The sequence below is a fragment of the Cytobacillus sp. ABV4_503 genome (assembly GCF_056158445.1).
The window spans coordinates 1,836,771-1,857,212 of the sequence record NZ_JBSWTH010000001.1 but is presented as its reverse complement, the minus strand read 5'-3'; the positions used below and the strand labels follow the sequence as shown (position 1 = coordinate 1,857,212).

The 20,442-nt window shown below is 38.5% G+C and carries 19 protein-coding genes; 3 read left to right on the top strand and 16 right to left on the bottom strand.

Translation table 11 applies throughout. The annotated features are described in order from the left end of the window. Window positions 1–2: 2 nt before the first annotated feature. From ACXAD1_RS09330 to ACXAD1_RS09255, 16 genes are all read right to left on the bottom strand, one after another. A complete protein-coding gene (locus tag ACXAD1_RS09330; protein ID WP_206837119.1) occupies window positions 3–1,172 on the bottom strand; it encodes an acetyl-CoA acetyltransferase in 1,170 nt (389 codons plus the stop codon). A 46-nt stretch (window positions 1,173–1,218) separates the two neighbouring features. Further along, a complete protein-coding gene (locus ACXAD1_RS09325) occupies window positions 1,219–2,403 on the bottom strand; it encodes an acyl-CoA dehydrogenase family protein (protein WP_206837116.1) in 1,185 nt (394 codons plus the stop codon). A gap of 1 nt (window position 2,404) precedes the next feature. Next, on the bottom strand, window positions 2,405–3,568 hold the full coding sequence (locus ACXAD1_RS09320) for an acyl-CoA dehydrogenase family protein (protein WP_206837113.1): 1,164 nt from the start codon (window positions 3,566–3,568) through the stop codon (window positions 2,405–2,407). 12 nt (window positions 3,569–3,580) lie between these two features. Beyond that, a complete protein-coding gene (locus ACXAD1_RS09315; protein ID WP_474909890.1) occupies window positions 3,581–4,000 on the bottom strand; it encodes a MaoC/PaaZ C-terminal domain-containing protein in 420 nt (139 codons plus the stop codon). A 23-nt stretch (window positions 4,001–4,023) separates the two neighbouring features. Further along, on the bottom strand, window positions 4,024–4,455 hold the full coding sequence (locus tag ACXAD1_RS09310) for a MaoC family dehydratase N-terminal domain-containing protein (RefSeq protein ID WP_244671076.1): 432 nt from the start codon (window positions 4,453–4,455) through the stop codon (window positions 4,024–4,026). Window positions 4,456–4,620: 165 nt separating this feature from the next. Beyond that, complete coding sequence (fabG, locus tag ACXAD1_RS09305; protein ID WP_370224903.1) at window positions 4,621–5,361, bottom strand: 3-oxoacyl-ACP reductase FabG; 741 nt, start codon at window positions 5,359–5,361, stop codon at window positions 4,621–4,623. Window positions 5,362–5,742: 381 nt separating this feature from the next. After that, complete coding sequence (locus ACXAD1_RS09300; protein ID WP_206837104.1) at window positions 5,743–6,546, bottom strand: IclR family transcriptional regulator; 804 nt, start codon at window positions 6,544–6,546, stop codon at window positions 5,743–5,745. Between the two features lie 361 nt (window positions 6,547–6,907). Next, window positions 6,908–7,795 carry an NAD(P)-dependent oxidoreductase gene (locus ACXAD1_RS09295; RefSeq protein WP_474909889.1) on the bottom strand — a complete coding sequence of 296 codons (888 nt, stop codon included), beginning with the start codon at window positions 7,793–7,795 and terminating at the stop codon, window positions 6,908–6,910. Between the two features lie 93 nt (window positions 7,796–7,888). After that, window positions 7,889–8,539: a GntR family transcriptional regulator gene (locus ACXAD1_RS09290; protein WP_206837098.1), complete on the bottom strand. Its 651-nt coding sequence runs from the start codon at window positions 8,537–8,539 to the stop codon at window positions 7,889–7,891. A gap of 48 nt (window positions 8,540–8,587) precedes the next feature. Further along, window positions 8,588–8,941, bottom strand: a complete 354-nt coding sequence (locus ACXAD1_RS09285) for a Rieske (2Fe-2S) protein (protein WP_206837096.1) — start codon at window positions 8,939–8,941, stop codon at window positions 8,588–8,590. A gap of 19 nt (window positions 8,942–8,960) precedes the next feature. Further along, the gene (locus ACXAD1_RS09280; protein ID WP_474909888.1) at window positions 8,961–10,058 is read right to left on the bottom strand and encodes an amidohydrolase family protein; all 1,098 of its coding nucleotides are present in this window, start codon (window positions 10,056–10,058) and stop codon (window positions 8,961–8,963) included. Between the two features lie 180 nt (window positions 10,059–10,238). Beyond that, window positions 10,239–11,324, bottom strand: a complete 1,086-nt coding sequence (locus ACXAD1_RS09275) for an Ldh family oxidoreductase (protein WP_474909887.1) — start codon at window positions 11,322–11,324, stop codon at window positions 10,239–10,241. A 20-nt stretch (window positions 11,325–11,344) separates the two neighbouring features. After that, a complete protein-coding gene (locus ACXAD1_RS09270; protein ID WP_370224907.1) occupies window positions 11,345–12,055 on the bottom strand; it encodes a 4-carboxy-4-hydroxy-2-oxoadipate aldolase/oxaloacetate decarboxylase in 711 nt (236 codons plus the stop codon). A gap of 29 nt (window positions 12,056–12,084) precedes the next feature. Then, window positions 12,085–14,052, bottom strand: coding sequence for a TRAP transporter permease (locus tag ACXAD1_RS09265; RefSeq protein WP_474909886.1), 1,968 nt, complete (start codon window positions 14,050–14,052; stop codon window positions 12,085–12,087). Between the two features lie 73 nt (window positions 14,053–14,125). Further along, the gene (locus ACXAD1_RS09260; protein ID WP_370224909.1) at window positions 14,126–15,139 is read right to left on the bottom strand and encodes a TAXI family TRAP transporter solute-binding subunit; all 1,014 of its coding nucleotides are present in this window, start codon (window positions 15,137–15,139) and stop codon (window positions 14,126–14,128) included. A gap of 378 nt (window positions 15,140–15,517) precedes the next feature. Continuing rightward, complete coding sequence (locus ACXAD1_RS09255; RefSeq protein WP_370224958.1) at window positions 15,518–16,906, bottom strand: sigma-54 interaction domain-containing protein; 1,389 nt, start codon at window positions 16,904–16,906, stop codon at window positions 15,518–15,520. A gap of 216 nt (window positions 16,907–17,122) precedes the next feature. Between ACXAD1_RS09255 and ACXAD1_RS09250 the strand changes: the two genes are divergently transcribed. The 3 genes from ACXAD1_RS09250 (at window position 17,123) to ACXAD1_RS09240 (ending at window position 20,433) form a co-directional block, all read left to right on the top strand. Continuing rightward, window positions 17,123–17,671: a hypothetical protein gene (locus ACXAD1_RS09250; RefSeq protein WP_370224910.1), complete on the top strand. Its 549-nt coding sequence runs from the start codon at window positions 17,123–17,125 to the stop codon at window positions 17,669–17,671. 112 nt (window positions 17,672–17,783) lie between these two features. Further along, entirely contained in the window at window positions 17,784–19,298 is a 1,515-nt protein-coding gene (locus ACXAD1_RS09245) for a sodium:solute symporter family protein (RefSeq protein WP_474909885.1), read from the top strand. A gap of 28 nt (window positions 19,299–19,326) precedes the next feature. Next, window positions 19,327–20,433 carry a zinc-binding dehydrogenase gene (locus ACXAD1_RS09240; RefSeq protein ID WP_206837070.1) on the top strand — a complete coding sequence of 369 codons (1,107 nt, stop codon included), beginning with the start codon at window positions 19,327–19,329 and terminating at the stop codon, window positions 20,431–20,433. Window positions 20,434–20,442 lie beyond the last annotated feature (9 nt).

Genomic DNA, 20,442 nt, shown 5'->3' with positions numbered 1-20,442 from the left:
GATTAATCCCTCCCTAAAATAACAACTGATGTAGAAGACAGGGTTCCGCCTGTACCATTTACAAGTGAGAGTTTTGCATCTTTTATCTGTCTCTCTCCGCATTCACCTCTTAATTGACGGACAGCCTCAATTAAGAGAAATATGCCATACATCCCTGGATGAGCGTAGGATAAGCCCCCGCCATTTGTATTCATAGGGAAATCCCCGCCAGGAGCAGTACGCTGATTACTAATAAAATCTCCTCCTTCACCAGGTTTACAAAAACCAAGAGATTCCAAAGTTAATAGGACAGTGATGGTGAAGGAATCATAAATTTGAACTACATCGATCTCGTCATGTGTAACTCCTGCCATTTCAAATGCCGTTTTACCGGATTGAGCTGCTGAAGTAACAGTTAAATCTGGCATAGCCTGTATGGACCAATGACTATGTGATTCACCTTGTCCTAAAACCCATACAGGTTTCTTCCTGCAGTCTTTCGCTCTTTCAGCAGATACTAGTACAAGTGCGCCTGCTCCATCTGTAACTAAACAACAATCCAAGAGATGGAGCGGATCTGTGATCATTGGGGAATTTAATACATCTTCAATGGATAATGGATCCCGCATTGTCGCATGAGGATTTAATTGTGCCCACTTCCTGGTAGCTACCGCTATTTCCGCCAGATGCTCAGGTTTGGTTCCGTATTGATGCATATGACGGTTTGCTGCCATGGCATATGCACCCGCAGGGGATGGCAATCCGAATGGTGTTTCGTACTGAGCAGTAAGTACAGGCGGTCTTCCAGCTAATGAACGCGATTTCTCTGAACGCTGAGTACTTCCATATAAAATTAAAGCAACCTCACATAACCCTGATTGAATAGCTGCTGCAGCATGCCCTACATGAGCCTCGAAAGCAGATCCTCCTATTTGAGTTGAGTCAGTATATTTTGGCTGAATTCCCAAGTACTCAGACAATATGACTGACGGAAATGAGCCAACACCAGGTAATCCCCAGAGCCCGGCAACAAAAATGCCATCAACATCATCTTTGGTTAATCCTGCATCTTCAAGAGCCCGTTTTGCCGCAATAGCCTGAATTTGCAGGACTGATTGTCCGTCTTTTACCTTCCCTTTTTCAAGTTCAACATCCCCTACACCAACAATAGCCGCTGCGTTTTTAATTGACATTTCTCCACCTGCCCTTAAATATTTATAGAAGACAAAAATACTCTTTTTACTCCATTTGGTTGTATTGGAATTCTCTTGAATATTCAGACTTTGATAGCAAGTGCTGGAGAATAAATTCAGTCATGATTGCTGGATGTGTAATATGGGATTGTTGAAACATTGATGCTTTGTACCAATAGTGAATGCTTTCTTCCCATGTGAACCCCATTCCGCCATGCAGCTGTATAGCATCTTCACATACTTTCTTATAAATATCTGTAGTAAAAAGGCGGCTGGAAATAGCATTTAATAGGGTTTCATTTGATCTCTTCCCAGTTTGAGATGCTACATACACACTATAACTGCGGGCTTTTTCAATTGCTATATGCAAATCTGCAATCATGTGTTTTACTGCTTGAAAGGAGCCCACAGGAACGCCAAATTGTTTCCTTTCTTTAACAAAATTAACCGTTCTATTCAGAACTTCATTTGCTCCGCCTATCATTTCACCGTTTAAACATAATAAATAATCAATAAGTTGTTTATTTAATAATTCTTTATGGTTGCTTTCATTTCCTCCGATAAAATCATCGTGATTTATCCACACTCCATCTAGTACTAAAGTACCCTGAGGTTTGGACAAATCCGCCGATTGCTCAGAAATTATGTTAACTCCTTCATTTTTGGCATTTAACAAAATAGCTGAAGTATGTCCAAATTTGCCTTTTAACGGTAATAATATAACATCTGAGTGTTGTAAAAACTGTACGTGTTTAATTTCGCCGCTTAATTGAATTTTATCGAATTCTTCATTTAGAATTTTTATTTCAGGCCAAATGAACTCAATCTTATTTTGTGATTTTTCCAGTTTAGGTAAAGCAGAAGTTATGAGTTTTTCTCCAGAAATAACTATATTCAATAAATCCTGCTGCTGATTCGTTAATTTCATTTGACTTAATAATGGGACGATAAATCCGGCTACCAAAGAAATCGGACCAGGAAAAAGTTTCTCTCCAACCGATTCAGATAGGTACATTAAGTCAAGGGGGCCAACGTCTTCTAAGGTTTGCCATTCACCTTTCGCCAGGACGCCCAGCCATCCATTTTCTGCAAGCTTCTTCCATGCACCTTTAGAAAACCCATCTTTATTCTCAGCAACTTCACTAAAAACTTCAATAGGCATTTCCTTTTTTAACAATGAATGAAGAGCCTGTTTTAACATTTGCTGCTGCTCAGAGAATCGGTATTCCATTTTATTTTCCTCCTTTCGAACTAGGCAACCCTAAAGATTTTGCGATAATATTTTTTTGGATTTGTGTTGTTCCTGCATAAATGGTTTCAGCCCTTGATAAGAGGAATTTTTCCATCCAAACTTGATTTTCACCTTTCAATAAGGATTCTTCTCCTAATAACTCTACACCTACATTAAGTAAATCCTGATGGCTTTCACTCCAAACCAATTTTGCTATTGCCGGCAATGCACCGGTATCATCTCCTTGTGCAATTAAGGCAATATTACGTAAACAAACACTTTTTAATATTTCGCAGGATAAATAGGATTGGACTAATTTACTTTGCATGATAGGGCTATTTGCGGGAGAGCTTCCAGCTTGTATCTGCTCTTGGAATAGTGTAATTAGCTGCTGGAATTCCTGCTGCATTTTTAAGGAACGTTGAGCGAAGTGAATCCCACGCTCATGTGCAAGAGCATAGTTCGCCATTTCCCAGCCATCGTTTATATCTCCAACTAAATCTCTTTTGGGAACAATTGCATCGTCCAGGAAAACTTCAGCTAGTTCTGATTCGCCAGCAATATTTTTAATCGGCTGGACAGTCACGCCCGGCTGATCCAGGTCCAGGATCATCATGCTAACCCCTTTGTATCTCGATTCAGCTGTACGGACTAAGATATAACATTTATTCGCATATGGACCATAAGAAGTCCATACTTTTTGGCCATTTAACACATAATGATCTCCGTTATCTTTCGCCTTTGTTTGTAGTCCGGCCAAATCTGAACCAGCATTCGGTTCCGAGAAGCCTTGACACCAAATATCTTCGTGATTTAGCATACGAGGAAGATAATACTTCTTTTGATCCTCTGTTCCATAACGGATTAAAGTCATCCCAAAAATACCTATTCCATTTGAATTCAATACTTCAGGAGCATTTATTCGAACCAATTCTTCTATATATACTAATTGTTGTTCAATAGTAAGACCCAGACCTCCATACTCCTTTGGCCAGGCTGGTGCCACCCACCCACCCTGACCTAACATTTTCCCCCACTCCTTACGCCTTTGAACCCACTTCTCTCCTGTTACCTCCTGATTCCATTCTTTCGGAAAATTCGCCTCTAACCACCTTCGAAAAGAGTCACGAAAACCCTCAGCTTCCTGTGAATATTCAAAGTTCATGCTTTTTCCTCCTTAATGTGCAATTTTTGAAGGCAATGTGGCTTCAAAAGTACCAGCTACTTTAACTTCACCCTCGTCATTCATAGCAATGACTTCACTTACGATTAGATTGTTTTCCTTCTTTTCTAATACCTTTCCAGTAACATGAATCCGCTCACCGGGAAATGTCATACTCCGAAAGCGAATTTGAAGGGAATTAACATACATGCGGGGAATCCAGCTGGTTACACCTTGTGCAGCCATTCCCATAATTAACATTCCATGTGCAATAATGCCGGTCCCTGCTTTTTCACCTGCTTTTTCAACAGTATGGAGGGGATTAAAATCTCCTGAAGCACCAGCATACTTCACTAATTGAACACGGGAAATCGGTTCCTTTAAAATTTTGGGAAAATGGTCTCCAACTTTCAAATCATCGTAATACTTCCACATGAATATCACATCCAAAATGTTTTTTAATGCCGCTCAATTGTTACATTTCTAGAACGGGCGACCAGTTCGTTAAACTGATTTCTATATTCAAATTCCAAAGTAATCAGGTTCATCCCTCCAGAGGACCCTTGCTTGACTTTAACATCAGCAACCTTGCCTGAAACAGTAAGTTTATCACCCGCATATATTGTTTTAAGAAATTGATAACCTTGTTCCCCGTGTAAGATTTTAACCGGATTTAAATTTAGCATTTGGCATTTTTGCTCAAAACTATATCCACCCCATAAATCAATCACTTGGAGGAAGGTTAATGGAATAGGTATTCCATCAAAGCCTTCATTTCTTGCTGCATCCTCATCGTAATAAATAGGATTAGGATCACCAATTGCCGCAGCCAACTCTTTAATTTTTCCTTTTTCTACTGAATACGTATATGGAGCAAGCTCCAAACCCATTAGCTCTTTGACAGCACTCAGTTTTGTTCACCTGCTTTTCTATTAGATTATCGTAAATGACCAAATGATTATCTAAGTATTCTGCATTCACTTCTGAAAATTTATTTATACTTACCTCAAACAATTTTTGGGATAATGTAAAACTTAAAATCTTCTAAACAAATACTACATAAATCTTCCACCGGTTACTTCGAGCACATTCCCTGTCATGTAATCGGAATAATCAGAGCTTAGGAAAAGAACAGCTTTAGCAATATCCAATGGTTCGCCGACCCTCTGCATAGGTATTTCGGCAATTTTAAGCTGCCGAACTTTCTCAGGGACTGCACGTGTCATGTCAGTATCGATAAAACCAGGCTGAACAGCATTTACATTAACTTGGAATTTAGCAAGCTCTTTCGCTGCAGCCTTTGTCATGCCAACAATACCAGCTTTTGCTCCTGCATAATTTACTTGACCCATATTTCCGACTTTTCCTGCAATGGAAGAAATATTTACAATCTTTCCTTTTTGCTTTTGTCTCATATGGACGGCGGCAGCCTGCATACACAGAAATGTACCTTTCATATGAACATCCAACACTTGTTCAAATTGCTCTTCCGTCATTTTATGTAGCATAGCATCTCTAGTAATCCCTGCATTATTTACTAAAATGTCAATATCACCAAAATGGTCGATTGCAGCTTGGATTAGTCCTTGGGCACTTTCTTTTTCGGCAACATCAACTTGCTGTGCAAAACCTTTAGTTCCTATTTCTTCTATTTCATGGGCAACCTGTTCTGCAGAATCCAGGTTTAAATCTCCAACAACAACATTTGCTCCGTGCTTTGCATAAAACAATGAAATTTCTCTTCCAATTCCCTGTCCGGCTCCCGTAACTACTGCAACTTTTCCTTCCAGATTCATCTAATTCCACTCCATCCCATTTTTATTTGATATTTAAAACAGTGATGCTTGTTGAAAACCACTAAGAAAGGGCTTACATTTATCTTAATTAAATTTTATATAAGAAAAAAGTTTTTGTCAATGAAATTTTAGAAAATTTGGACTAGTGGGAATCCATTGAAAATCACCTGTATTAAAGAGAATTTTGCTGTGTCTTTTTATGGCCGGAAAATTGAACAGCGTATTTTCAATAGGGGATATTACCAGAAAGTCAATTCAAAATTCAAAAAATAATCTCCTCAAACTTTGGATGTGGGCAAAACTCTTGCTGATCCAAAATAAAAGGAGAATATGCAAATACAATTTATGAGTATTTGTCTAGGTACTTAAATTGTCATTATATTATTGCGGAAAGTTTCCGCCTAATCTCATACTGATTTCAGTCGCAACACCTTTGATTTTCTCTCCCATCTTCCCAATATCCTGATCCTTCAGCTGGGCAGTCATTCCAATAATCGCAATGGCCATTTCCACACTCTCCTCATTATTAAAAATGGGAGCTGAAACACCAACGATACCCTCAATGTACTCACCAAATGTAGTAGCATATCCATTTTTTCGTATAGCGGGCAGCTCTTCTTTTAATTCAATAATTTCTTCTTCACTTAGCTTACGCAGGCCATCATTCATTCGTAATAACTCATCTGATTCCTCTTCATCCATATAAGCTAATAAACACTTTCCATATGCCCCATCAACTACTGAAAAATGTCTTCCTACTGAAACGTTAATTCCAAATTCTTCACCTTCAACTTTAGCCAATATCGTGGAACGCTTTTTGCCAATTCTATTAACAAGAAACGTAGTAAGTCCAGTTTGCTCAGAGAGTTTTTCCAAATAAGGGAGAATAACTGAAATATCAAACAGATTTTCTTTTGCCCTTTCTCCAAGAACAACTAAATAAGGTCCCAGGCTATACCGTTTTGAGCCTTTATCATAACGAACAATTGAAAGCTCCTCTAATTTCTGCAGGATACGATAACATGTTGTCGGAGTTAAAGAAGTAGCTTTTGCAATTTCTGTTAAATTGCTTTTATTAAATTTTTTTCTGCTTAAAAGCGCCAGTATTTTGAAAGCGCTATCAACTGCTGGAACATTGTATTTTCTCTTTCCTTTACTTTCCGCTTCACTTAATTTATTTTCCATTGACTTTCCTCCTGACAAAGTTGTAGTGACTTAACAAATTTGGTAAATTTATAACAGAAGCAGCTATAAACTAAGCAAAGTTAATATATTTACTTCTAATAATTATTTTATATATAAAAAAGTTTTTCGTCAATTAAAAAATTGATTATTCTAAATATTGAAATATCAAAAAGTGTGATGCCTTCCCAAGAGTATCGCTTTGTAACTTACTTTAGTAACTGACTAATAGAAAGGATTAAATCCTATTTTTTTTAATTGAAAGGTTATCTATAGAAAAAAGCCCCTGCAAAAGAGGGGCTTTAATAAGATATCTTTTGGCTAAAAAACGCACTCAGAATCTATTTACTATATACTTTAATTTTCACACTTTAATCTCAACACCCGCCATTCCCTCTATAAATTTTGCAATCGCAGTATGATCCATCTCCCCTCCGCCTTGAGACTTTGCATATTGCCATACTTGAAACACAGCGCTGGAAATAAATGCAGGCACCTCTGCTCCTTGAGCTATACCACTGGCAATGGCAAGATCCTTACACATTAAATCAATTGTAAAGCCCACATCAAATTTTCTTGATATTACTTGCTGAGGAAATTTGATTTCACTCGAGTGGCTCCTCCCGCTGCTTGTATTAATTACTTCCAGCATCTTTTCGGGATTAAGGCCAAGCTTGGTGCCAATGGCAAGGACTTCTGCAGTGGCGGCTAAAGTAGCAGCACAAAGCATATTGTTAAGAGCTTTTATTGTATGGCCTGCCCCTAATTCTCCAACATGTGTTACATTGGAGCCGATGTCATTTAATAGAGGATAGGCATCCAAGAAAACGTCCTCGTATCCACCAACCATAATGGCCAGGGTTCCATCTTCGGCTTTCTTAACACCCCCGCTTACTGGGGCATCCAGCATATGGATATCATATTTCAGCAGCTCATTGCCAACTTCTTTTGTGATTTCCGGGACGGAACTAGTCATGTCAATTAAGGTGCTTCCTCCTGAAAATCCGGATAACAGCCCGTTAGGACCCAGAGTTACGTTTTTAACTATTTTGGCATTTGGCAGCACAGTAATAACATAGTCGTTGTTCCTTGCCAGCTCAGAGGGAAATTCATATGTAATTGCACCAAGTTCTGCAAAAGTTTGTAACAATCCCCGATCTAAATCATATACAGATAGTTTATACCCTTTTTTTATTAAATGACGGGCAATTCGTCCGCCCAAATTTCCTAAACCAATTAATCCAACGTTCATTTTCAGCACGCTCCCCGTATTAACGGAAGTAAATAAGTCACGCTCTGGGCAAAAAATAATCAGGAACGTCTTAACTGGATGTTAGTTTGTTGTTCATTGGTTGTTTACGAATTTCTCCAATATAGCCAGAGCCCGCTTTTCCTTCCTTTTTAAGCTATCAAGTATTTTATTTTGATTTTTTTCTTTTAAGCCATTCAGTATTTCGCTGTATTCCCTTATTGAATGTTCCATACTGGTAGGGTAGGAAAGAGAAATATATCTAAAAGGAATCAATTGACTATTAATTCTCATATATAAATCTTTTAAAACTGTGTTTCCAGAGAAGATAAAAAAATTCATTTGTAATTCTTCGAGCAGGTCAAAACATTGCTTAACCTTATTGCCTTCAAGTGTTTCCCCCATTTTAATAATTAGAACACTAATTTCTTCCAATTGTTCATCGGTACATGAATCATTCAGTTTGGTTAAGGCTATTTCTAATAACCTGTACACAACTTCATAAAGATCAAGAAGCTCTTTTTTGGTTCTTTTTTTTACAAAGACGCCTTTTCGGGGTACCCTCTCTACAATTCCGTCCTTCTCTAAAATGAATAATGCTTCACGGATTGGAGCTCTGCTGGTGCCAAATTCTTCAGTCAGTTCTAATTCCAATAACCTGTCACCCGGTTTAAGGACACCCTCAGAAATTTTTATAGCTATTTCTTCAGAAATTCGCTGTGATAATGTTGTATTTTCAAAGCTCATTGTTTTAGTTTCCTCACTTATAACAGTATGATTCTAGAAAGTTACTAACTATCCCATTTCTACGTAAATCATACCATCTTTAACCTGAACAGGGTAGGTCTTAACTTTTCTATTACTTATGCCAAAAAGTGCATCCCCTGTCTCCAAGCTAAACTCCCATCCATGCCATGGACATCTCAACACTTTTCCTTCAAGACCAAACTCAAACTCTGAAGGCTTACTTGGAAGCATAGTTCCGCATACTGCACCTTCACATATTGGTGCAAGTTTATGGGGGCAAACGTTTCTAACTGCATATACTTTTCCATCTTCATAAAAGACTCCGATAGAAGTTCCATTTAAATCAGTGATCAGTGCCTTTCCTTCCGGAATTTGGTTAAGATCCCCTATACAATATGCCATCCCTTATGTGACCTCCTTATTATTTGGTAACTCCTGCTTTATCTAAATTAAATAGTTCAGCAGCATTATCATAAAATATTTTCTGTTTTAATGTGTCGGGCATTGATGAAAAGGTGTTATCTGGAAAATCATTATCCCAATGCGGGTAATCAGTACTAAAAATTAATGTTTTCTCTGCATGCATCATTTCGAAAATCTGCATTAGATATTTTCCTTTTTCAGGCTCTTCTACCGGCTGGGAGGTAAAACGGACATGATCTAACAAGTATTTACTAGGTTCCTTTTCAAGCCATGGAACTTCCTTTCTGAAATTACGCCAGTTTTGATCCATTCTCCACATAATGGAAGGAACCCAGCTGTAACCAAATTCTGCGGCCAGGACTTTTAGTTTGGGGAAACGCACAAATACTCCTTCAAATACCATACTAACCAAATTTCCATATGCAATTTGAGGGAAATCTGTATGTCTTTCAATATAACTGGAAGGTACACCTCCAGCCATGGCAACACTTGTTGAAAAGCCGCCTTCTGTGCCTGTAGGATGAATAAGTATTGGTAATCCCAGCTCTTCTGCAGCTTCATAAATAGGAAAATAGTAGCTGTTCCCCATTAAAATATTGAATAAAGGCATAAAGACAGCAACCACTCCTTTTTCATGGCCAATTCGCCTAATTTCTTCTGCGGCTTTCAACGGATCGTGAACTGCTACACACATCGCCAATTTATACCGTGAGTCTACTGTCAGCCATTCATTTATAAAATAATCATTAAAGGCCCTGGCTAATGCTGTGGCTTCGATAGGATTGGGATAGACAACTATTTTCCCTGCCTGTACTGAAGTTAGAATTGCATGTTCAATATAGTACCGGTCCAGCAAAACTTCACTCATATAGATTGGATCAGATCCACCAGCACCTCCACCTGGGGGTTTTGCATCAAGTCTGATGGAGGTTGATTTTTCCAATGGCGGACGCAGCGGGTGATCAGGTAATGACAACCTGCCATCGAAAACTTTTTGCATAGATTTGCTTAAATAAGGCAGCAGGCCTTTAATATCCCCGGTAATCCAAGGATGTACATCAGCATCGATAATATTTTTCCTATTGTTTGCTTCCATTTAGTCCCCTCCAAAAAATAACAGGCTATAAAGTATATTGTCGACAATTTAATTTATTATTTGAACCTTACTCAATGTGGAGGATGAATAAGGCCAGGCAATAAATTTTCCCTGGTAATTAATTTTTATAAAGTTTACTTACTTCTATTATATATAGATTATAAAGTTTCATATATAGACTCAGTTATTACAATATGCTTCCAGTAGGTTTATTCCGATTTCATCACGGGCAAATGAATTAATTAGAGAAACAGTAGTCTGCTTCAATGGAATTCCATCAACTTCCCTTTTTTTCTTTAATTCAGCTTCTATTTCTCCCGGTAAGTATATTCTTTCATGCCCTTTTGCTTTAGGGGAGCCCCGTAAAGTACGGCTTAAATAGGCAACTCTACTCTGGAAGTTTTCACCATTTCCAAATCTGTTTATATTTATAGCACCAAAGACATGTCCACAGCCCCATGCAGCCTGTTCATGGTTCTGCAGTTCACTTTCAGCCGGCCCTTTAGAAATTCCTCCAACTTCAAAAGAAAATAGCGCTCCTGTTAATGCCGCAGATAAAATTTCGTTAATCACAGCTATTCCATAGCCTTTATAACCTCCAAATGGCAATACGGTTCCCTCGACTGCTTCACGCGGATCAGTTGTAGGTTCCCCATCTTTCGTAATTGCCCAGCCTTCAGGCAACGATTCATTTTCACGTGCCATCATTCTGATTCTTCCTCTGGCAGATACACTGCATGCCATATCAAGTACGATGGGGGGTTCGTCTCCAGCTGGTATAGCGTAAGAAAATGGATTATTGCTTAGTAGTGCCTCTTTTCCGCCCCATGGAGCCATAACCGCAGGACCGTTTGTCGTGCAAAATCCAATTTGATGATGGTGCAGTGCTTTCCTTGTATAATAGGCAGCAGGTCCGAAGTGGCTGCTGTTTTTAACTCCAACAATACCTATACCGTATTTTTCTGCCCGTTTGATCGCTGCATTCATTGCGATATCAGAAGCAAGAACTCCAAGGCTCCCTTGCCCATCAATCACTGTAATGGGTCCTTTGTCCATATCTTCATATTTAACTTCCTTCTGAAGATGCCCCTTTAAAAACCCTCGTGCCCACCGAGGCAAATTTTGCACCCCGTGGGAATGTACTCCTCTCAGATCAGCATCTATTAAAACCTCACTAACCAACCTTGAGTTTTCATTATTTAACCCGACTTTTATAAATGCGTCCTGTACAAATTTCTGCAGCCCTTTTGCACTTACAGTAATCATTGTTTTCCCCCTTTAACCGCTCATACTTTCATAGAATGATATTTATCATTAAATATTGGGATATCACTTTTTTCAAGTGCAATATCCATATGAAAAATTTCATAAGGCGTTTTGCCCTGAAGTAAAAGCTCCTTTATTTCTTTCTCTCTGTCAGCTCTTTTTTGGGCCTTCTTTAAAACTTCTTCTGCTTGTTCAACAGGTACAACAACCACTCCATCATCATCTGCGACTATGATGTCACCAGGGTTGACCAGAACTCCTCCACAAACTGCCGGTACGTTTATTCCACCGATTTTCTCAACACTGCTGGTTTTTGAGTAAATAGATTTAGCCCACACTGGGAATTGGTTTTCAACTATTGCCTTGACGTCCCTTACGGCTCCATCTGCAATAACACCGGCTATTTTCCTTCCAATTCCGGAAAGTGTTGCCATTTCTCCCCAAATAGCATTAGATGAATGATTGCCCATAAACCCAGTAACTAAAATATCTCCTGGCTGAGTAAGGGATAAGCCAAGATGCATAGAGAGATTATCCCCTGGTGTATTAATAGCTGTAACAGCTGATCCGGCGATAACCTTCCCATTGCAGATAGGCCTAATGGAAGGGTCCATTAGTGTCTCCTGATCCATTGCCTCGTAAACTGTTGATACACCCAGATCTTTAAATTGTTCAATTACTTTTGGATTTGCTCGTTCTATTTGAGAGTATATTTTACCGAAGTAGGACATTGACATTTTACCTCCTAATTTTCAACCTGCTATTTGCTTATTGCATGCTCATTTTTCCGCGAAGCAATGGCACCCTTCCAGTGTATAAGGCACATAATTACAAATATGCCTATACCAAAAATATCTGTTATGTGACCAGGGATGAGCAATAATATCGCCGCCGCAAACGCAAATATTCTTTCTGCTATGTTAGCCTTGTTTATTAAAATCCCCATTGTAGCCACTGCTAATATCACAACGCCTGCAAGGGCTGTAGAGACACTTAAAATAATGTCGATTGGTTCTCCTTTCATTAATAGAACCGGGTCAAGAACAAACATAAACGGAATAATAAAAGCAGTTAAACCAATTTTTAAGCTGTACATTGCTGTTTTCATCCAATCTCCTTGAGATATTCCGCAAGCAACGTATATCGCTGCACATACTGGTGGGGTAATGGCAGATAATACAGCAAAATAAAGTAAAAACATATGTGCTGCTATACCTTCAATACCCAGATTTATTAATGCAGAACCAACAACAGATGCAGATAGCACATAGGCAGCCGGAGTAGGAGCACCCATTCCCAGTATGATCGTAATGACCATTGCCAGAACTAAAGCCAAAAAGAGATTTCCCTGGCTAAATGACATTGTCACTAAGGAAAACTTTACTCCCAAACCGCTGGTGTTAATCGTTGTCACAAGAGTCTGTGCTGCCGCTATCAGCATTACAATAGTCACCATGCTCTTAGCTCCGCTGTCCAATCCAGATATAATCCTTTTAATTGTTGCTCTAAATTCCTTTTTCGATCTTACATTGCAGATAAAATACAAAACAATTGTGCCGATATACATCGAATATCCAGCTTTTCCTGCCGTGTATCCTGAAAATAACAATGCGACTAATAATATTAATGGAACGAATAAAGGAATAAATGTTCTCCAATTGATTGCCTGCTTCCAAGTAGGAATCTCTTCATCGGAAAGACCAGTTAATTTATTCGCCCGTGCATAAAAATAGATTGATATCATAATAGACACAAAAAACAATAAAGCTGGTATCAATGCTGCAATCATTATATCCACGTAATTGAGAGCCAGTAGTTCAGCCATAAGAAAAGCACTGGCACCCATAACAGGAGGCATAATTTGTCCGCCGGATGAGGCGACAGATTCAACAGCACCAGCAAAGTTTTTATCGTAGCCAAGCCTTTTCATGAGAGGTATGGTGAAATTTCCAGTTGTTGCTACATTAGCAACAGTACTTCCATTAACAGAGCCGAATAACGCACTTGTTACTGTAGCAAGTTGCGCAGCTCCCCCTCGCCACTTACCAGTTAACTTTGAACCTAAATCAAAAATAGCATTCCCTAATCCCAAGCTAAGAATTAAAGATCCATATAAGACGAAAATCACTAAGATATTTGTAGAAATAGACATTAATTGTCCCCAAATCCCTTGCGTTCCCAATAAATAGGTTTGCATCAGTCTCTCATAGCCTATCCCAGCATGTCTCCATATTCCAGGAAAATAGGGTCCCAGGACGGCATATGCGATCCCGCAAATCACTAAAAAGGGAATAAACCAGCCTAGTACTCTTCTAGCACCCTCAAGAACAATAATTAACAACATCGTTGCCATTATAATATCTGTTGTGTTATAAACTCCATGCTGTTCAATTATTCTTGGATAAATGGAAATAACATAAATAGTAACCATACATGCTAATAGGATTAACAAAATATCTAATCTCAAAAGCCACTTATTGTTTTTTAACTTATGAGAACCTGAAAAAATGAGGAAACAGATGATAATCGCACCAATTAAATGGATAGAGCGCTGAATAATGCCTGGCAAAGTCCCAAATCCCATTGTATAGATATGGAAAAGAGCCCATATTAGTCCTGCTAATCCGATAAAAATAAGATAATTTTTTGATAAATTACGGCTATTCTTTTTTATCTCTGATTCATCTTCAGTAAATAAATCACCTAGTTGGTTTACTAACTTTGACATAATAAACCTCCTTTCATAGTGACTCCCCTTGTAAAAATTCTCTTTTCTACAAGGGAAGAAGGAACCATTTAGATTAATTGTTAACCTCTTTATATTCTGGCGGAATTAACTCTTCGGGAACTTCATATCCATTTTCCTTAAGAAATTGAACAGTTCCTGAGTGGAGAGGAATGGCAGATTCAAGGGTAAGCTCTGGTATGTCCACATCGGCTGCTGCTGAGAAAGAATTCAGCCAGATTTTCTTCCCTTCTTCTGACCACATAGCTTCCCACATTTTATACCCCGTCTCTTGTGAAACGGAGCTATCCAGAAGGATACTCATCGTAAATTGCACTGTTTGAACATCCTCATTCACTCCTTCATAAGAGCCTGCTGGAATGGTACTTGTTCCGATATAAGGGAGTTTTTCAGTAATGTTTTCGATCTGCGCATCTGTTAAACCAAGAAGCTTAATTTTTTGTTCTGCTGCCGTTTTTTGAACATAAGAATCGGGAGGAGTTCCAGTCTTTGTCAAACCTACAATTCTTCGGTCAGCAAAAGCAGCTTGTGCATCTGACATACTTCCAGCATAAGATTTAGGTTGAATACCAAGAGTTTCAAATACAGCGGTTGTTACTTTTTCAGTTGAGGTTCCTGATCCACCAAAAGAAAAGTCTTTTCCATTTAGATCTTCAAAACTATTCACGTTTGCTGATTCTGAGACAATTAAGTTAAATGGTGATGGTACAAAATACCATAATGCCCTAATACTATTATTTTTAATATCCTTAAAATCTCCTTCACCAAAATAAGTCTGGTAGTCACTTGGAGAAGTACCCAAAGCCATCTTTCCCTCACCTTTACTCAATCGCTGCATATTATCACTTGAACCGCCAGTTTCAACTACTGATACCTGAATTTCCGGGTTTAATGTACCAATTGCGTTCGCTATACCTACATTGTAGCCATAATAGGAAGAAGAACTATCTGTTGCAAATAAGCTGATAATTTCTCCTTTTCCTTTGCCCTCTTCTCCATTAACATCTGCGGAACAAGCAGCTAGTAACGCCATAAGAAAAATAACTAACAAACCTTTAAAAAATTTCATAATATTTTCTCCCTCCTTGATCAATTTTCTTTAAATAAACTTAAAAAAATTTTTCACACTCCTTCCTCTTAAACAGAAAAAGATGCCCTTCTTTCATGAAAGTCTTTCTCTTGTAAGCTGTAAAACAATTAATCGGCAAATATAAAGCGTTTACATTCTCTCGAAATACAAAAAATTGAAAGGAATCTCAATAATGTTAAATAAAATATTGTCGACAATATTTTATTCAAAACTGATATTATCATATATTTTAAATATTGTAAATATTACAAATATATTTATCTTTTTTATAATCAATAAGTTGTGATTTAGACAACTTTAAAAACAAAAAAGACCGAATAAAATCTATTCGATCTCTGCGCTTAACTTTTTTTATCTCTATTGTACGTATATCCCATACCTCTGGCATTTCCTTGTCAATGTTGATGCGTCAACCCCTAGTTTTTTGGCTGCCTCTCTTAAACTTGAACTTTGTTTCAGCATATCTTCAATTATGTCCCTCTCAAGGATTTGCATCTTTTCTTTTAATGTATTAGCATCTTTACTAACTTTATCTGCAGCAATGTTGGCCGGAAGATCCTTAACTTGAATCGTGCTTTCATCTGTCATGATAAAAATCCGTTCAATCACATTTTCCAGTTCCCGGATATTACCTGGCCACTGATAACTTTCGAGTATTTTTATTACGTCTGGAGAAATTGTTTTGAGTGTTCCATACCTGGAGGATAGTTTATCAGTTGTTTTTATTATTAAAGGGATAATATCTTCCTTTCTTTCTCTCAATGGAGGTAAAGTAATTGGCAGAACGTTTATACGGTAAAATAAATCCTCCCTGAACTCTCCCTTTTCCATCATTTCTTTTAATGGCCGGTTCGTGGCACAAATAAGGCGGAAACTCACCTTCTTGGGTTTTGTGCTTCCAAGTCTTGTTACCTCGAAGTCCTGAATAACCCTTAATAACTTTACTTGAAGCTTTAATGGAAGTTCTCCTACTTCATCCAAAAACAAACTTCCGTTTTCTGCTATCTCAATCAATCCGGGCTTTCCTTTTTCACTTGCGCCTGTAAAAGCCCCTTTTACATAGCCAAAAAGTTCAGATTCCAATAAATCACCGGGAATGGCCCCGCAGTTCACTTTAATAAAAGGACTGTCACCGCCATGACTTGTCTCATGTATAAGCCTGGCTAAAACTTCTTTGCCTGTACCAGATTCCCCTAATAATAATACTGGAGAATCCGCTTTGGATATTTTCGGAACTAAATTGAGGAGTTGTTTCATTTGCGGGCTATTTGCAACTATTTTTACCCTTTTTAAATGTTCTTTATATAAACTAAGCTCCCTCAAATATCTTTCAGACCTTTCCTCAGCATCATTTAATTGATTTTCCAGCTGAGTTAATTCAGATAAATCTCTTGCAGTTATGACTATTCTAAAAAGTTTACCTTCTTTATATACAGGAGTCCCTGTAACGAGTACGTTTTTGCCGCTCCGGAACTTCTGTATCAAAGAAACCACCTTTTTTTCTCTCTTAACAATAACTCCAACAGCTTTGGAAATTGTCCCGTTTTCCTCAAGTTCAATGCTTGTCCTGCCAATTAACTCTACTTCTGTTAAACCTGTAATTCTTGTATAGGCAGAATTTAACCTGACACATTTCAGGTCTGCATTGCAAATATAGATTCCTTCCTGACATGCATGGATTGCTGCTTCAAGCTCAAGACAATCTTCATAATGATTATGATGCTTAATCTGTTCAGTTTCAACCATCACTTCATATAGCTCCTTTCTATTGCAAAACAGCAATATCCGTTGCAAAATCGCAACATAAACCGATCGAGATTAAATTCAGAGTTGTGTAAATAAATTTTATTTTCTGTCAAATATCAATACCTTCATTATATCAAAGAGGAAATATAAAGTCAGCGATATATTTTGGCACGGCTCTTGCATTATCAAATATGACAGCGCTTTCGGAGGGATTTGATGATTAAGATTAATAGCTTGAAAGTATTAAGCGATCAAGAAATACAAAAGTCATCTTCACAATTAAAGGGAAAAAAACTTGAGAAAGAAGGAACATATTTTTTTCCCGTCCTATTCTCAGTTTGGAACATTGGATATAAGAGTTTTTTTCGGAAGGATCGAAAAAGCCGGTCAATCACTGGGGCAGATCTAGTTAGAGGCAGCACAGGGCTTTCTGACCATTTCCCTGTTTATGGGGAATTTGAGGCAGATGAAACAGCAATAATTCCCCCTTCCCATTCATTAACTGAGCAGCAGAAAGTAAGCAGGGAGTTCATTAGGACTTACTATATTCATTATAAAAGAATTTGGACACCGCCTGTCATCGAATTGTCTAAAGAAGAAGTTATTCATATGCCTTATACCATCTTGATTGATTCAAACGGGAAAACTGAAAGGACAAAATTTTTTCTGCTGGAGCATTCCTCCAATAATCTGGACCTTCTTTCCAACTACCCTCATATTAAAGAATGTTGCTTAGGTGTTTTGAAGGGAGGTGACAATCTATGATTCTGTTTTGGTACCTTGGATTAGTATTGGCTTCCTGGATTATTATGGGATTCATATTATTTAAAACAGACTTAATCAATGATGACTAATTAGATTCTTGGAGGTGTATGAAATGGTCAATAATACAACAATTATGTATTCCTGGATTTTTATGGGCCTTTTTCTAATTGCAATGATTTATATGGGCTGGCTGGGCATGAAGAAAACAAAAAACTCCGACGATTTTGCAACAGCTCGCTCCTCATATGGCTTTATTACACTGGGTTTGGCTATTACTGCAACAATTGCTAGCGGCTCAACCTTCATGGGTATGCCGGGATTAGCCTATAGCATGGGTGCTCCAAGTCTTTGGTACCCTATTTTATATCCTATTGCAACTGTGTTCGGTATGCTCCTGATCGCATCCTATGTAAAAAAGTTCGGAGATAAATTTGGCACCAGGACCATTCCTGAATTTATGGGAGAACGTTTTAATAGTGATTTTTTGAGAATAGTATTAGCTCTTGTTTCAGTTTTGTTAATTTTCTACGTAGTCTCCCAATTTGTTGCTGCTGCAACTATGTTCCAAACCATGTTGGGGCTTGATTATAACTTAGGGCTGTTTTTAACAGGCATTGTGTTAGCAGCATATGTGTTTATGGGAGGGTCGCACTCAGATATAATGACTGATGCAGTGCAGGGCTTTTTAATGCTTGTAATCGCCGTTGTCGTTATAGTGACTTTCCTTACTGGAGGCGGGGTCGAAGGCGGTTTTTCAGGCATGATGGACCTAATTAAGGAAAGAAGACCAGAAGGCTCCTTAGATGTATTATTTAAGCCCGGCGATATTACTTATGGCAGTGCATGGCTTGTGTTCCTGTTATTTGTGGCACATATCCCATTCAGCATCCTTCCGCACATCGGAAATAAATTCATGGCCATTAAATCAGGGAAAGAACTTAAAAGACTAATTATGTTCTGCACAATTGTGGCAACTACTTTGCCGGCTATGACACTAGGAGGTTTGCTCGGTATTGCCTTAATTGACCCCGGTGCCAATATTGCAGCTGACCAGGTAATCCCTGTTCTGTTCAACGAACTGTTTCCTCCAATCATTGCCGGACTTTTTGCAGTAGCTGTTCTTTCAGCCATTATGTCAACCTCTGATGGACTAATTGTTTCTCTGACTCAAATTCTGGCTAACGACATCTACCGTAAAACAATCGTGCCCAGAAAAGGAATTGACCCGGAGAAAGCAGAGAAAGTAGAAATGATAATCAGCCGTTATGGGACATTTGTTGTATTAGGAGTTGCTATTTTGATGGCATGGAACCCTCCTCAATCACTTTCAGTCTTCCTTTGGATAGGCATTGGAGGAATTGTTTCAGCGACAGCAGGACCATTATGTGTGGGAACTTTATGGAAAAGATCAACAAAGACAGCTGCCATTTCATCGATGCTTGCGGGTTCCATATCTTATTGGGTTATCTACCTGCCAATCGGCTTCGGCTTTACTAATCCGTTTGGTGCAGCAGGTATCTCCGTGTTAATTGGCATGGCAACTATGTATATAGTTACTTTAGCAACTGCAAAACCTAGTGAGAAAGAAATTGAAAGAGTATTCGGGAGCAATGATATCTCGGCATAAATATTAAGATGATAGGAGAGTGTTAAAAATGTCAGAAAAAACAGCCGTAAAAACTGGCAAAGTAGCCGTAATGACCGAACCTTTGAATCTCAAATACCAGGAATACAGCATCCCTTCTCCACAGCCAGGTTCACTTGTAGTTAAGGTAACCAGGACAAATGTTTGCGGATCTGAATTGCACATTTGGAGAGGGCATCATCCCAGTATTAAACGGGGAGTTCTTGGACATGAAATGATTGGAACTATTCATGAGCTTGGAGAAGGGGTAACAAAGGATTACGCTGGTAATCCCGTAAATGTCGGGGATCGGATTGTTTCAACATATTTCCTCACATGCCGTAAATGCAGCCCTTGCCAGGAAGGCAGGTTTCACCTTTGTGAAAATGCCTATGAGTTCTGGACAAAACAGCCGGAAATTGAACCTCATTTTCATGGTTCATTTGCTACTCACTATTATATTCACGAAAATCAATACTTTTATAAAGTACCAGAAAATGTATCAGATGTTGCTGCAGCAAGTGCCAACTGTGCCCTTTCCCAGGTATACTTTGGCATTGAAGAGGCTGAGCTTCGATATAATCAGACCATTGTAATTCAGGGTGCTGGCGGATTAGGCTTATACGCTTCTGCAATCGCAAAAGAAAAAGGTGCAAAAGTGATTGTTATAGATAGCATTAAGAACAGGCTTGAGCAAGCGAAAAAGTTTGGTGCAGACCATGTTATAGACATGAATGAGTATTCCACTCTTGAGTCCAGGGAGAATGCCATTCTCCAGCTTACTAACGGCAAGGGAGCAGACATAGGCATGGAGCTCGCCGGTGTGCCGGCTGCGTTTGCTGAAGGTATACATTTAATTCGCCCAGGCGGAAAATATGTTACAATCGGAAACGTTTCCATTGGCAAATTTGTTGAATTTGATCCAGGCTTATTAACAAGAAAATCTATTAAAATACTGCCGATAGTTAGGTATAATCCATGGTACTTAAGAAAATCACTTGAATTCTTATCTGCGTCAATTGAAAAATACCCATTTGATCAAATGCTTGATGCCGAGTTTACGCTTGATCAAATACAGGAAGCCTTAGATAAATCCTCAGCACGCGAAGTTACTCGGGCTTCTATTATAGTAGACTAATTGAAAGGG